General features: G+C 62.4%; 9 protein-coding genes and 1 tRNA gene. 2 read left to right on the forward strand and 8 right to left on the reverse strand.

Annotated features, from left to right (window positions below; translation table 11 throughout):
• Nucleotides 1-2: 2 nt before the first annotated feature.
• Nucleotides 3-401, forward strand: a complete 399-nt coding sequence (locus ACTM86_RS05745) for a DUF1667 domain-containing protein (RefSeq protein WP_427793828.1) — start codon at nt 3-5, stop codon at nt 399-401.
• A 464-nt stretch (nt 402-865) separates the two neighbouring features.
• Nucleotides 866-1,954: a M24 family metallopeptidase gene (locus ACTM86_RS05750; RefSeq protein ID WP_441016176.1), complete on the forward strand. Its 1,089-nt coding sequence runs from the start codon at nt 866-868 to the stop codon at nt 1,952-1,954.
• A gap of 239 nt (nt 1,955-2,193) precedes the next feature.
• On the opposite strand, the gene ACTM86_RS05755 is transcribed toward ACTM86_RS05750, so the two are convergent.
• From ACTM86_RS05755 to ACTM86_RS05790, 8 genes are all read right to left on the reverse strand, one after another.
• Nucleotides 2,194-3,537: a bifunctional folylpolyglutamate synthase/dihydrofolate synthase gene (locus ACTM86_RS05755; RefSeq protein WP_441016179.1), complete on the reverse strand. Its 1,344-nt coding sequence runs from the start codon at nt 3,535-3,537 to the stop codon at nt 2,194-2,196.
• A 277-nt stretch (nt 3,538-3,814) separates the two neighbouring features.
• Entirely contained in the window at nt 3,815-6,511 is a 2,697-nt protein-coding gene (locus ACTM86_RS05760) for a valine--tRNA ligase (protein ID WP_441016182.1), read from the reverse strand.
• A gap of 309 nt (nt 6,512-6,820) precedes the next feature.
• Nucleotides 6,821-8,236, reverse strand: coding sequence for an ATP-dependent Clp protease ATP-binding subunit ClpX (gene clpX, locus ACTM86_RS05765; protein WP_154515377.1), 1,416 nt, complete (start codon nt 8,234-8,236; stop codon nt 6,821-6,823).
• 1 nt (nt 8,237) lies between these two features.
• On the reverse strand, nt 8,238-8,858 hold the full coding sequence (locus ACTM86_RS05770; protein ID WP_022095182.1) for an ATP-dependent Clp protease proteolytic subunit: 621 nt from the start codon (nt 8,856-8,858) through the stop codon (nt 8,238-8,240).
• Between the two features lie 163 nt (nt 8,859-9,021).
• Nucleotides 9,022-10,323, reverse strand: a complete 1,302-nt coding sequence (tig, locus tag ACTM86_RS05775) for a trigger factor (protein ID WP_441016185.1) — start codon at nt 10,321-10,323, stop codon at nt 9,022-9,024.
• A gap of 88 nt (nt 10,324-10,411) precedes the next feature.
• A tRNA-Leu gene (locus ACTM86_RS05780) sits at nt 10,412-10,495 on the reverse strand.
• Nucleotides 10,496-10,750: 255 nt separating this feature from the next.
• Nucleotides 10,751-13,582, reverse strand: coding sequence for a molybdopterin-dependent oxidoreductase (locus ACTM86_RS05785; RefSeq protein WP_441016188.1), 2,832 nt, complete (start codon nt 13,580-13,582; stop codon nt 10,751-10,753).
• Nucleotides 13,582-14,484, reverse strand: a complete 903-nt coding sequence (locus ACTM86_RS05790) for an FAD binding domain-containing protein (RefSeq protein ID WP_441053312.1) — start codon at nt 14,482-14,484, stop codon at nt 13,582-13,584. The genes ACTM86_RS05785 and ACTM86_RS05790 overlap by 1 nt, the downstream gene beginning before the upstream one ends.
• Nucleotides 14,485-14,509: the final 25 nt, after the last annotated feature.

The raw sequence follows: 14,509 nt of genomic DNA on the forward strand, positions 1-14,509 counted from the left end.
CCATGAGCACAAATGCGATCGAGACGCTACAGTTCAACTGCACCACCTGCCCCTCCGAGTGTCTCCTTACGGTGGAAGTGGAGCGCGGGGCCGACGACCGCGTGGCGACGGTGCGCGCCGTGACCGGCAACAGCTGCCCGCGCGGCGATAAGTTCGCACATCAGGAGCTCACCTGCCCCATGCGCGTCCTCACTACCACCGTGGCGGTATCAGGCGGCGACGAGGCACTGCTGCCCGTGCGCACGGCCGAGGCCATCCCGCTCGAACTCCATGCCCAGACCATGGACCTCATCCGCGGCCTAGTGGTCAAAGTCCCCATCCGCATGGGCGATGTAGTCCTCCCCAACCTCCTAGACACCGGTACCGACCTCATCGCCAGCATGGACATCGACCCGGCCTAAGCAGCTCGTTTGGGACGGTGCTCTTTTAGCTACCCCGCATCCGCCCCGCCCCCTAAATTGCGGCGAAATAGTTCCCAATTTCCGCCAAAACCCCGGCATCAAGGAGCTATTCCACCGCAACTTGCCTTGGGATCGGTATTTAGCTTGTGCCTACTTTAGTGCCATTTCAAAACTATGCCGGATTACGGGGCTGATTCGGAGACTCCCACCCATACCGGCAATTTTCGATTTTTGATAAGCCTTCTACCTGCGGTTTTAATTTCGCGATTTTTCCCATGGTCAAGTAATACAGGTCCAGCCCCGTAATCCGCCATAGTTTTGAAACCAGCCCATTTGGGACGGGACCATATTGACTACTTTTACCTATCAGCTCGCATGTTTGACGCAGCTAAAATAGCCCCGTCCCAAATTGACTACCCTGGCATTGGGGATACCATGGTGGCAACCTAACGAAAGGACGATGTATGGCACATGTCGATGACCAGCGCGTGGCACGCGTGCTCGATGCGCTCGAGGCTCATCACCCCGGCGCGCAGCTGCTCGTAAACGACCCGTGGTCGATTTATTACCTGACCGGCTTTTATGCCGATATGTTCGAGCGTTTTTGCGGCGTACTGCTCGCACGCGGTAGCGAGCCCGTGATCTTGGTCAACGCGCTGCATCAGCTGCCCGAGTATGACAATGCCCGCGTCGCGTACCACACCGATACCGACGTCGTGGCCGACGCCATCGCTCGCGAGGTTGATCCGACCAAACCGCTCGGCATCGACACCGTCATGCGCTCCGGCTTCTTGATGCCCCTCATGGAGCGCCATGCCGCGAGCGAATTCTTCCTAGGCGATTTTGCCGTGACCGCCGCGCGAACCTACAAAGACGCCGCCGAGCAGGAGCTTATGCGCGTGTCCTCGGCCGCTAACGACGCCGTGATGGCCGACGCGATCGAGCTCGTCCACGAAGGCGTGACAGAGCGCGAGATCGCCGACCAGATGCTTGGCCTGTATCGCAAGCACGATTGCGAGGGCTTTAGCTTTCCGCCCATCGTGAGCTTTGGCGCCAACGCCGGCGACCCGCACCACGAGCCAGACGATACGGTACTCAAGCGTGGCGACGTGGTGCTGTTCGACATTGGCGGGCGTCGCCGCAACTATTGCTCGGACATGACGCGCACGTTCTTTTGGGGCGAGCCGGACGAGGAGACGGCACGCATCTACGACATCGTGCGCCGCGCCAACGAGGCCGCCGAGGCGCTCATCGCCCCGGGCGTGCGCATGTGCGACCTGGACCGTGCCGCGCGCGACGTGATTGAGGACGCGGGTTATGGCAAGTACTTTACGCACCGTCTGGGACACTCGATCGGCCTGCAAGACCACGAGCCGGGCGACGTCTCGCTCGTCAACGAGCAGGTCGTGGAGCCGGGCATGACGTTTTCCATCGAGCCGGGCATCTACCTCCCCGGCCGCACCGGCGTCCGCATCGAGGACCTTGCCCTGGTCACCGAGAGCGGCGTCGAGATCCTCAACGCCTACCCCCACGATCCGGTCCGCCTAGACTAGGCAATGCGGCAAAGGGACAGCCCCTTTGCCGCATCACATGAATGTCGCCACGAAATGGGCCTATCTACTACGTTTAACCCGCATGGGGCGGCCATGCGGGTATTTTTTGAAAATTGGCAAGCCTTCTACCTGCGGGTTTGATTTTACGATTCTCGGCATAGTTGAGGGTAGCCGATCAAACGTAGTAGATAGGCCCATTTCGTGGCGAGCAGGCAAACTAGCTACCCTGAGGAAGGGATCTAGCGGAGCAGACCGGCAACTTCGCCGGCCAGGGTGATGGTGCCTGCTGCTACGAAAGGCTCGCCTGCGGCCTCAAAGGCTGCGAGGGCCTCGGACACGCTCGGGTACACGCCTGCGAGCTTATCGGAATCCACCAGGGCAGCAAGCTCCTCCGCCGGCAGGGCGCGATCGGAATCGGTCTGTGTGACGACCACGCGCGGGAAGGCCGGGATCAGCACGTCGACGATACCCGCCACGTCCTTGTCTGCCAGCGCGGCGCACAGCAACGTGGGGCGATTCTCTACGCACGGATCGATCTCGTCCAAGGCGCTCACAAAGTTCTCGCAACTCTGGGGGTTATGGCAGGCGTCGATCAGCTTGAGCGGGTCGGTTCCCAACACATCAAAACGGCCCGGCGTGGCACAGCCCATAAGCGAAGCATCAAGCGCCTTGTGGTCGAGCTCGCGACCCAGATACCCCTCGCAGAGCATAATCGCGCACGCGGCATTCTGCGGCTGATACGCCGGCTTAACCATGCTCGACGTATAAATCGCACGCGGCGTGGTGCAGCTAAACTCAACCGTATCCCCCACATGCGCCGGCACCTTGGTCGTGGCGTGGCTCACCACCAGCGGCACCACACCACACTCGCGACAACGGGCATCCATAACGCGCTGAACGCTCGGCTCATGCGTGCCCTCGCCCAGCACAACCAGGCGTCCGGGCTTAATGACCGCGGCCTTCTCCCCCGCAATCGCCTCGAGCGTATCGCCCAGAATGCGCGTGTGATCGAGTCCGATGCCCGTGATGGCAACGGCAACGGGATCGGTCGCGCTCGTGGCGTCCCAGCGACCGCCCATGCCGACCTCGAGCACGGCAACATCCACGCGAGCCTCGGCAAACACCACAAGCGCGGCGGCCGTCAGCAGGTCAAACGGCGTGATGGTATAGGCACGCTCCCCCGCCACCACGCGGCGCGCATTCACTCGATGCCCCGCCTCAACAGCAGCAGAAACGCCACGGGCAAACGCCTCATCGCTCACGACGTGCCCATCGACCTCCATGCGCTCGGGATAGCGAACAAGCTGCGGAGACGTATAAAGCGCAGCCTTGAGCCCCTCGCCGCGAAGGATAGCAGCCGAAAAACGCGTGGTCGAAGTCTTGCCATTGGTACCGGCAACCTGAATGCAATCAAAGTACTCGTCCGGCCGCCCCAGCTCATCGAGCATATCGACAACCGTCTCGAGCAGAGGACCAGCATCCCCAGAAATCCGCCCCGTATCGGCAGCAAGCCCCACAGCCTCACCAAACGAAAGCAAATCAAACGAGAAAGGAACGACATACGACCCAGAACGCTTAGCCATAACCCAAAGTCCCCTCAACATAAAAAGAGGCCCGAATCAACAACGAGCCCTTCCCATTCAAAATATCAGCCAAACACCGCTTTGCAGCAGAATCAAGGCCACAGCCAAGTGGCCTAACCCACCAGTTGCAAACAACCACGTAAACGACCTGGGAGCGGTTTGGGGCTTTGCTCGATACAAGTTCCGCACGAGCCGAAGGCCACTTAATGTGGCCTTCGTGCGAGCAGGACTGTCCGCAGTAGCGAGCAATGCCCCAAACCGCATCCCCCAGTAACGCCTACGAGAAGTCAGCAACCTGAGCAGTCAGCGCCTCCAGGATCTCCTTGAGCTCAGCTGCACGGTCCCTCTTCTTCTGGACCACCGCGGGCGCGGCCTTGGCCACAAAGCCCTCGTTGGCGAGCGTCTTCTCGCAGCCGGCGAGCTCCTTCTGGGCCGCGGCAATCTCCTTCTCCAGACGTGCCTTCTCGGCCGAAAGATCGACCTTTCCCTCGAGCACCACAAAGACCTCGACGCCGCTGTCGACCACGGCGATGCTCGCGGCCGGCTTCTCAACATCGGTACCCATGACCAGCGAGGCGGTGTTGGCCAGCGGCTCGATGGTCGAGCGCAGGCTCTCGAGCTTCTCGATATCCTCGGCACCGGCACGCACGACCACGTCGAGCTCGGCCTTGGGGCTCAAGCGATAACGCGAACGCGTGGCGCGGGCGGCAGAAACGACGGTGCGACACATCTCAAACGCGCGCTCGGCGTCCTCGTCGACATACTTGACATAGTCGGCAGGCTCGGGCCACTTGGCGATCATAAGCGCCTCGGCGCGGTCCACGTTACCCTCGGCGTCCAGGTCGAGCACGCTCGCCGGCATGTTGTCCCAGATCTCCTCGGTGACAAACGGCATAAGCGGGTGCATCAGGCGAATAGAGGTATCGAGCACAAAGATCAGGTTTCGCTGCGCCTGCAGACGGCCCTCGCCCTTCAGGCGCGCCTTGGTGACCTCGACGTACCAGTCGCAGACCTCGTTCCAGAAGAACTGCTGAACGCCGCGGGCCATGTCGCCAAAGGTGTAGTTCTCGATGCCCTCGGTAACCATCTTGACGGCCTTGGCCAGACGACTGAACATCCAGGCGTCGGCCGGCGTCTCTACGACAGGCTCGCCGGGCGTGTAGCCCTCCATGTTCATAAGCAGGAAGCGGCTGGCGTTCCAGATCTTGGTCACAAACGACTTGGCCTGCTCGGTACGCGGGCTGTCGATAAGCTTCTTGGTCTTCTTATCGATGTTCGCGTCAAACTTGACGTCCTGGTTGTTGGTGCAGAGCGTCAGCAGGTTGTAACGCATGGCGTCAGCACCGTACATGCCAATGAGGTCCATGGGGTCAACGCCGTTGCCCTTGGACTTGGACATGCGGCTGCCGTCCTTGGCAAGAATCGTCGGGTAGATGACGACGTCCTTAAACGGCACCTCATCCAGGAAGTACAGCGAGCTCATGACCATGCGGGCGACCCACAGCGCGATGATGTCGCGCGCGGTGACGAGTGCCGTCGTGGGGTGATGTCCCTCGAGCAGCTCCGGCTTTTGGGGCCAGCCCTGCGTGGCGAAAGTCCACAGCTGCGAGCTGAACCAGGTGTCCAGCACGTTCTCGTCCTGATGCACGTGATGACCGCCGCACTTAGGGCACACGTCGGTGTCCTCGGTAAGGGCATCCTCCCAGCCGCAGTCCTCGCAGTAGAACACGGGAATACGGTGGCCCCACCACAGCTGGCGGCTGATGCACCAGTCCTTGAGGTTCTCCATCCAGGTGGTATAGGTCTGCGTCCAACGCGCGGGGTGGAAGGTCACCTTGCCGGAGTTGACGGCATCGAGCGCCGGCCCCTTGAGCTTGTCGACGGCCACAAACCACTGCTCGGACAGCCACGGCTCCAGTGCGGCATCGCAACGGTAGCAGTGCATGACGGAGTGATCGTGATCCTCGACGTGATCGAGCAGGTCGTGCTCCTCAAACCACTTGATGACGGCCTCGCGGCACTCCTCGCGGGTCATGCCGGTAAACTCGCCGTAGCCCTCGACGACCACCGCATGCTCGTCAAAGATGTTGATCTGCGGCAGGTCGTGGGCCTGACCCATGGCGTAGTCGTTGGGGTCGTGGGCCGGGGTGACCTTGACAAAGCCGGAGCCAAAGTTGGCGTCGACATGCCAATCCTCAAAGATGGGGATCTCGCGGTCGACGATGGGGAGCTTGACGGTCTTACCCACAAAGGCGGCCTTCTCGGGGTCCTTCGGGGAGACGGCCACGCCCGTGTCGCCGAGCATGGTCTCGGGGCGCGTAGTGGCGACGACGATGTAGTCCTGGCCGTTGACCGGCTCGGTTAGCGGGTAGCGCAGGTGCCACAGGTGACCCTTCTCGTCCTTGTACTCGGCCTCGTCGTCCGAGATGGCGGTGGTGCAGTTGGGGCACCAGTTGACGATGCGCTTGCCGCGGTAGATCAGGCCGTCGTGGTACCAGTCGCAGAACACCTTGCGCACGGCCTGGGCGTAGTCCTCGTCCATGGTAAAGCGCTCGTTATCAAAGTCGACGGAGCAGCCCATACGCTTGATCTGCTCGACGATGATGCCGCCGTACTCGTGGGTCCAATCCCAGCAGGCGTCGACAAACTTATCGCGGCCAATCTCCAGGCGGCTGATGCCCTCCTCTTTAAGCTTCTTGTCGACCTTGGTCTGCGTGGCGATACCGGCGTGGTCGGTACCGAGCACCCAGCGGGTGGACCTGCCGCGCATGCGGGCCATGCGGATGATGGCATCCTGGATGGAGTCGTCGGTGGCGTGACCCATGTGGAGCTTGCCGGTCACGTTGGGAGGCGGAATGGTGACAGTGCAGTCGCCCACGCCCTCGCGGCGCTTGTAGTAGCCGCCGTCGAGCCACTTCTGCAGGATCGCCGGCTCGTTGGTCGACGGATCGTAGTTTTTGGGCATCTCTTCCATATATCTCTCCCGTCCCACCGGGGAGGAATGTAGGCCCGCCAGGGTCTGCATTCCTCCCCTTAGGTATCGATTACTTCAGTCTGATACGACTTCGCTGAGGCTTAAACAAACACACAGAATAACACAGGTAGTTGGGGTTATTGCGTATATATAAAATAGCCTCCGACTGCGGGTGGTCGGAGGCTATTCAAATTCACATTTGCGAAACCTACCATTTAGGGACAGGTTTATTTTGGTCGGTTTTATATGGGCAAACATCATTCTCCCTGATAAAACCTGCCAAAATAAACCTGTCCCTTTTTGGCAGGTTTACCCGTAGATGCGCTGGGGCTGCTCGGTGCCCTTTACGGAGGCTTCGGTCACGATGACCTTGGCGACTCCTTCCTCGCTCGGCAGGTCGAACATCGTCTGCTGCAGCACGTCCTCGCAGATGGAGCGCAGGCCGCGGGCGCCGGTCTTGCGGGCAAGCGCCATGCGGGCAATCTCGTGCAGGGCGGCGTCCTCAAACTCAAGTTCAACGTCCTCGAGCTGGAACATCTTGCGGTACTGACGCACAACGGCGTTCTTTGGCTCGGTCAGGATCGACACCAGGTCGTCCTCGTCGAGCGCCTGTGTCTGGGTGACGACGGGCGTACGTCCCACAAACTCGGGGATCATACCAAAGGCGTTGAGGTCCTGCGGGAGCACCTGACGCAGCAGGTCGTTCTCGTCGACCGAGGTGGGGCCGGCGATCTCGGAGTTAAAGCCCACGCCCTTGTTGCCCACGCGATCGGCGATAATCTTGTCCAGACCCACAAAGGCACCGCCGCAGATAAACAAGATATTGGTCGTGTCGATCTGCAGCAGCTCCTGCTGGGGGTGCTTGCGGCCGCCGGTGGGCGGAACGCTTGCCACCGTGCCCTCAAGGATCTTAAGCAGCGCCTGCTGAACGCCCTCGCCCGAAACGTCGCGGGTGATGGAGAGGTTCTCGGCCTTGCGGGCGATCTTGTCGATCTCGTCCACGTAGATGATGCCGACCTGCGCACGCTCGATATCGCCATCGGCAGCATTGATGAGCTTGAGCAGGATGTTCTCCACGTCCTCACCCACGTAACCGGCCTCGGTGAGTGCGGTGGCGTCGGCGATGGCAAACGGCACCTCGAGGATGCGCGCGAGCGTCTGGGCGAGCAAGGTCTTACCGGTACCGGTGGGACCGAGCAGCAAGATGTTGGACTTGGCGAGCTCCACCTCGTCCATATCGTCGTCGAGCCGCGAACCCGCACCCGAGGCCTCGTCAAAGGCCGAAAGCGCGGCGCCGCCCTCGATCACGCGACGGTAGTGGTTGTACACGGCAACCGACATGGCGCGCTTGGCGTCTTCCTGACCCATGACATAGGCCGAAAGCTCGTCATAGATCTCGTGCGGGGTCGGCACGTGCGTAATGACCTGACGCACGTCGTCCTCGAGCTCAAAGCCCTCGGCCTCGGGATCCATGGCAGGCTGCCCGGCAGCCTGACCGTGGTCGTTGAGGAAGCCCGGCAGCTTGCCGTTGCAGGCGGCATCCATAAAGTCCGAAGCCAGCGACTCCTCCAAGATCTCGGAGCAGGCGGCAACGCACTCGTCGCAGATAAAGATGTTGGTGGGGCCCTTTACAAGGCGGCGCACCTGACCCTGCTCTTTTCCGCAGAAGGAGCAGCGGATGGGGTTGCCGTTCTCGTCAAAGTTGTCCTGCATGTTACCGGCCATCCTAGGCGTCCTTCGCGGCAAGATCGCGCGAGGTAACGATACGGTCGATCAGGCCGTAGTCAAGCGCCTCGGCAGCGGTCAGGTAGTTGTCGCGCTCGGTATCGGCCTGGACCTTCTCGATCGGCTGGCCCGAGGCGTCGGACAAGATCTGGTTGAGCTCGCGACGGGTCTTCTTGATCTCCTCGGCCACGATCTCGATCTCGGTCTGCTGACCCTGGGCGCCGCCACTGGGCTGGTGAATCATGACCTTGGAGTGCGGCAGGCAGAAGCGCTTGCCCTTGGCGCCGGCCGAAAGCAGCACGGCGGCCATAGACGCGGCCATACCGACGCAAATGGTGGAGACCTGCGGCTTGATAAAGTTCATAGTGTCCAGAATCGCCAGGCCCGAGTAGACCTCGCCACCGGGCGAATTGATGTAGAGCGAGATATCCTTCTCGGCATCCTGGCTCTCAAGATGCAGCAGCTGGGCAACGACCAGGTTGGCGCTGACGGAGTTGATCTCCTCGCCCAAGAAGATGATGCGGTCGTTGAGCAGGCGCGAATAGATATCGTAGCTGCGCTCGCCGCGCGGCGTCTGCTCGATAACGTATGGCACGAGGGCGGAATCGAACTTAGCGATCATACGCATCTCCATTTCTCTCTTGCGGACCAAATTGGTTCTAGATAAACGTACGGTGCCCGCATGCTATGCATTGGCTGGCACCGTACGAAGCAACCGAATAACCGGTTTATAACTTTACCCCATCACGGGCGCCTGCATGCGCTCGCGGGAAAGGTGGCGAGAATTACTCGGCGTCCTTGGCGGTCTCGTCGACCTCGGTCACCTTGGCGTTCTCGACCAGGTGGTCGACGGCCTTGGAGCGACGGATGGACTCGCGGACGGCAGGCATGCGTCCATCGGCGATGAATTCGGCCTTGGAAGCCTCGACGTCCTTGACGCCGACCTTCTCGAACTCGGCGTTGACGTCGTCCTCGGTGACCTCGATCTTGAGCTCACGGGCGAGGGCGTCGAGCGCCAGGGACTCGCGGGCAACGTCGTTGGCCTGCTTGTGCAGGTCGCCGATGAACTGCTCCATGGTCAGGCCGGAAGCGGGCAGCCAGGTGTCCAGCGTCATGCCGCGGGCAGCGAGGTTGGACAGGAAGTTCTGGCCAAGCTCCTCAAAGACAGACTGCTCGTAGTCGGCGTCCATCTCCTCGAGCTGCAGACGCTCGGCGAGAGCGGCGACGCAACGGTTCTCCTTCTCGGCCGGAAGGCGGGAAGCCTTGTCCTGCTCGATCTCGAGCTTGATGGCGTCGCGCATAGCATCGATGCTGTCGAAGCCAAAGTCGGACTTGACAAGCTCGTCGGTGAGCTCGGGGGTGTTGCGGACCTTGATGCCCTTGACGGTGACCTCGACGGTGTGGGTCTCGGCCTCCTCGCCCTCCTCGACCTCGTCGGTCCAGGTGACGGTCTTGACGTCGTCGACGTTAGCACCGATCAGAGCCTCGTTGAACTCCTTGGGGTTGCTGTCGCTACCGGCGATGAGCATGCGGCCCTCGGCAGCGAAGTTGTCGGCGTTCTCGACAGCCTTGAGGTCGACGGTAACGTAGTCCTCGGCCTCGACGGCACGATCCTCGACGTCCTCGAAGGTAGCGCGATAGTTGAGGAGCATCTCGACCTGGTTGTTGATCTCGGACTCGGTGACCTCCGCGGGAGGCATCTCGATCTCGACGGCGTCGTAGGAGGAGAGCTCGGCGGCGGGACGCAGAGAGAACTCGACGGTGTAGGTGTAGTCCTCGTGATCCTTGGCGAGGTCGAGCTCCTTGTAGTCACCGTTCTTGGTGGGGACGATGTCCAGCTCGTTGAGGACGGCGGGCTCGTTGGCGGCGATCAGATCGTTGGTGGCCTGAGCGAGGGTGGCCTCGGCGCCAAGAGCAGCGTCGATGACCGGACGGGGAGCCTTGCCGGCACGGAAGCCCGGGAAGCGGTACTTCTTGGCGGTGTCCTTGTAGGCCTTCTTGATCGCGGCGTCGACGTCGGCGGCCGGGATGGTGACCGTAGCGGTGAGCTTGGCGTCCTTGACGTCAGAAGCGGTGATGTTCAACACGTTCCTCCTCATACTGCCCAGCTTATCTGAGGTGCTGGTACCTTTATGCAACAAAGTGTCGCGACGGCCGAGGCCGACGCAGGTGCGTTGGTGCGGGCGAAAGGACTCGAACCTTCACGGGAATCCCACCAGAACCTAAATCTGGCGCGTCTACCAATTCCGCCACGCCCGCATGAGCGCACAGACTAGGAATGATAGCAGATACGAACGGCAAGCGCACGCACACCTTTTTAGGCCCACGACCTCACCACGAGTTACAGCGGAACAGGGTAGCTAATTTGGGACGGGGCTTTTTTAGCTACCCCGCTTGTGGGGGTAGCTAAAAAAGCCCCGTCCCAAATTAGCTACCCTGCAGCCCACAATTCGGTTGAAAAGTGGGCTGCGGTTTCCTCGGGCTTGCCAAAGAGCGGCGGCTGCCGCGCCTCGCCTACTCCCCCAGCAGGGCCTTCTCGGGCGTGATCGGCAGCGAGCGAACCTGGTGGCCGGTGGCGTGCGCCACGGCCGAGGCAACGGCGGCGAGCGGTGTGTTGATGACGACCTCGCCGATCGACTTGGCGCCAAACGGGCCCGTCGGCTCGTAGCTCGGCTCAAAGGCCACACGAATGCTGCCGATATCCAGGCGCGTGGGCAGCTTGTAGCTCATAAAGTTACCGGTGCGCAGGCGGCCGCGGTCGTCGTGCTCGACAATCTCGTAGAGCGCGTGACCGATGCCCTGGGCAATGCCGCCCTCGGCCTGGACGCGCGCGAGTGCCTCGTTGATCACGGTGCCGCAGTCCACAGCCGCCGCATAGTCCACCACAGTCACCTTGCCGGTGGCCTTGTCGACCTCGACCTCGGCAATGCCAGCCATAAACGGCGGAGGCGAAACGGGCAGGCAGGCAGAAGCATGCGAGGTGAGCGCGTCGCCGCCCGCGATGTTCTTGACGCACAGGTTGGCAAAGTCGCGCAGCGTGAGGTAGCGGCCGCACTCGCGAGCGGCGCGCTCGTCAGACAGACGCACGTACTGGCCGTCGAAGACCACGTCGGCGGCGTCCACGTCCCACATCTGGGCGGCCTTGGCGCAGATCTTCTCGCGCAGCTCGGTCGCGGCATTCTTGGCTGCCAGGCCCGTCACGTACGTGCCCGAGCTCGCGTACGAGCCGGCATCGAACGGCGAGACGTCGGTGTCCACGCCGCGCACCACGATAAGCGAGCTCTCCACGCCCAGCTCCTCGGCGGCAATCTGCGCCAGGATCGTGTCGACGCCCATGCCGTTATCGGTAGCGCCGGTCGAAAGCGTAATGAAGCCGTCCTCCTCCAGGCGCATGTCGATGCCGCCGATATCCACGTTGGAGATGCCCGAGCCCTGCATGGTGAGCGCGCAGCCCAGAGCACGCACGCGGTCGCCCAGGTCCACGGCCAGCGGCTTGTCGCGCCAGCCGATCATGTCCATCGCGCGCAGCAGGCAGCGGTCGAGCGCGCAGGCGTTGAGCTTTTCGTTGTAGTACTGCGGCATAATCTCGCCCTCGCGCACGATGTTCTTAAGACGCAGGTCGGCGGGATCCATGTGCAGCATATCGGCGAGCTCGTTGACGGCGCTCTCCACGGCAAACTGGCCCTGGGTGGCGCCGTAGCCGCGATACGCACCGCCGCGGTTGGTGTTGGTGTAGACGGCGTCCCACCTAAAGCGGCTCGCCTTCACATGGTTGTAGATGGGCAGGCTCTTGTGGCCCGAGAGGCCGATCGTCGTGGTGGCATGCTCGCCATACGCGCCGGCGTTGGACAGCGTGTGCAGGTCGATGGCCGTGATGGTGCCGTCGTTCATGGCGCCCAGCTTGACGGTCATCTGCATCTGGTGACGCGAGTTGCCCGCAGTGATGGTCTCCTCGCGGGTGTAGCAGCAATAGCTCGGACGGCCAGTCTGCTGCGTCACGAACGCCACGAAGATCTCGCAGCAGCCCGTCTGCTTGGAGCCAAAGCCGCCGCCGATGCGCGGCTTAATAACCTGCACCTGCGACTGCGGAATGTCGAGCGACTGCGCGACCATGCGGCGCACATGAAAGGGCACCTGCGTGGAGGTGGTCACCGAGATGCGGCCGAACGCGTCGGTCGTCGCGAAGGCACGGAAGGTCTCCATGGGCGCGGTCTGCGTGGCCTGGCTGGTGTAGGTGCGCTCAAAGACGATGTCGCTCTGGGCGAAGGCCTCGTCCAGGTCGCCAAAATCGCTGGTACCGCTGCACACCAGGTTGCGAGCAACGTCGCCGCCCTGCGGGAACATAAAGGTCACGTCGCCCTCGGGGTGGACCACGATGTCGTTATCGAGCGCCTGGGTAAAGTCGAGCAGGGGCTCGAGCACCTCGTAGTCGACCTTGATGAGCTTGAGTGCCTTGTCGGCGGCCTCCTCGGTCTCGGCGGCGACGATCGCCACCTCCTCGTTTTGGTAGCGTACCAGGTTCTCGAGGATCAGGCGGTCGTAGGGGCTCGGCTGCGGATAGCTCTGGCCGGCGATGGTAAAGCGGCGCTTGGGCACGTCCTCGTAGGTGTAGACGCCCACGACGCCGGGCACCTTCAGGGCGCGCGACGTATCGATGGAGCGGATCTTGGCACGGGCATACGGGCTGCGCTTGAGCTTGACGATCAGGGCGCCGGCGGGCACCAGGTCTCCTGTGTAGACGGGACGCCCCTCGAGCAGGGCCTTCGAGTCCTTCTTGGGCTGCTTATGGGTGATCTGCTTGTACGAGACGCCATCGCAGCTGGTGTCGTTGACCGGAAGCTCGGGCATCTCAAAGCCCACCTGCACGCCGGACTCATTAAGGAAGCGGACGATGGCGCGCAGCTGGCTCTCGTAGCCGCTGCAACGGCAGAGGTTGCCGGCGAGCTGGCGCGAGAGCTCTTCGCGCGTGGCGACGAGGCTCGGGTCCTCCTTGGCGGCGCGGGCAAGCGCCAGCACGTTCATGATGAGGCCGGGGGCGCAAAAACCGCACTGCTCGGCGCCTTCGGCAGCCATTGCGTGGGCGAGCGCCTCGGACTCGGCCTTGAGGCCCTCGAGCGTGGTGACGGAGCGGCCCTCGACGCGCGCAGCGGGAACCGAGCAGCTCAGCACCGGGTCGCCGTCGAGCCACACCGTGCACAGGCCGCAGTTAGTAGTCTCGCAGGCGCAGCGCACCGACGCGCAGCCCTGCTCGCGCAGCAGCGCAAAGAGCATGGTGTCGGGGGCAATCTGAACCTTGACCTTACGGCCGTTGAGCGTAAAGGAAAGATCGATGAGTTTGGCAGCCATTAGCGCACCTCGCTAGAATCGACGCCGGGCACGCGGCGGCAGGAATACTCGTCCGTGGCAAACTTAGGCACTTGCACGCCCTCGAGCTCGCGGGCAAGCGAGGCCGAAAGCTCGATGCCGGCGGCGCGGCGCACGGCCTGAATCGCCAGCGGCGCCGAGATGCAACGGCGATAGTCGGACGAGCCCCACAGGTTGGTGCCGTAGCTCAGCGCGCGTACGGACGCGGCCAGGGCGCGCAGCTCGTCCTCGGAAGGCTGCTCGCTCACCAGGCCACATGCCTCGCCCTGCAGCAGGGTCGCGCGCAGCGGGCGGGCGCCCACGGTGACATGCCAGCTGTTGTCCCACCAGGCGGCGGTGACGTTTAAGGAGGGGAAGTCGGTCGCGGCCTTGTGCACGGCCTCGTAGCTTGCGCGGTAATCGTGCTTAACGACCACGACGCGCTCAATCACGTCGCGCACGTAACCCATATCCACGAACTCGGCGAGCGGCACGCGGCCGGCACCCGTCAGCTCAACGTATGAATCGAGCGCCAAAAAGGCCGAGAGCACGTCCGAGAAACCAAAGCGACCGTAGATGCTGCCGCCCACCGTGGCGGAGTTGCGCAGCTGCACGCCCACGATATCGTGGACGGCGAACTCAAAGACATGGTTGACAAGCGCGTTGAGCTCGGCATGGCGCTCGAGCTGTCGCAGGGTGCACATGGCACCGATGCGAAACTCGGTCTCAGTCTCCTCGATCTGATCGAGTCCGCAGGCCGAAAGGTCAATCGCCGTCGCCACGCGACGCGAACCCAGGCGCATCCAGATGCCGCCGCCCACAATCTTGTTGTTGCGGTTCTTCTGTAAGAGCTCATAGGCTTCGGCCGCGTTTCCAACACGAACGTAGGTACCGAACTTGAGCACGTTCTCCCCCATCTCCTCACTTATC

The sequence above is a fragment of the Collinsella sp. HCP3S3_E11 genome (assembly GCF_052067375.1).
Lineage (GTDB): Bacteria > Actinomycetota > Coriobacteriia > Coriobacteriales > Coriobacteriaceae > Collinsella.

What these genes read in the sequence shown, in the direction of transcription:
- ACTM86_RS05745 (WP_427793828.1), top strand. Translation starts at nt 3, where the DNA reads ATGAGCACAAATGCGATCGAGACGCTACAGTTCAACTGCACCACCTGC.
- ACTM86_RS05750 (WP_441016176.1), top strand. Translation starts at nt 866, where the DNA reads ATGGCACATGTCGATGACCAGCGCGTGGCACGCGTGCTCGATGCGCTC.
- ACTM86_RS05755 (WP_441016179.1), bottom strand. Translation starts at nt 3,537, where the DNA reads ATGGCTAAGCGTTCTGGGTCGTATGTCGTTCCTTTCTCGTTTGATTTG.
- ACTM86_RS05760 (WP_441016182.1), bottom strand. Translation starts at nt 6,511, where the DNA reads ATGGAAGAGATGCCCAAAAACTACGATCCGTCGACCAACGAGCCGGCG.
- clpX (WP_154515377.1), bottom strand. Translation starts at nt 8,236, where the DNA reads ATGGCCGGTAACATGCAGGACAACTTTGACGAGAACGGCAACCCCATC.
- ACTM86_RS05770 (WP_022095182.1), bottom strand. Translation starts at nt 8,858, where the DNA reads ATGATCGCTAAGTTCGATTCCGCCCTCGTGCCATACGTTATCGAGCAG.
- ACTM86_RS05785 (WP_441016188.1), bottom strand. Translation starts at nt 13,582, where the DNA reads ATGGCTGCCAAACTCATCGATCTTTCCTTTACGCTCAACGGCCGTAAG.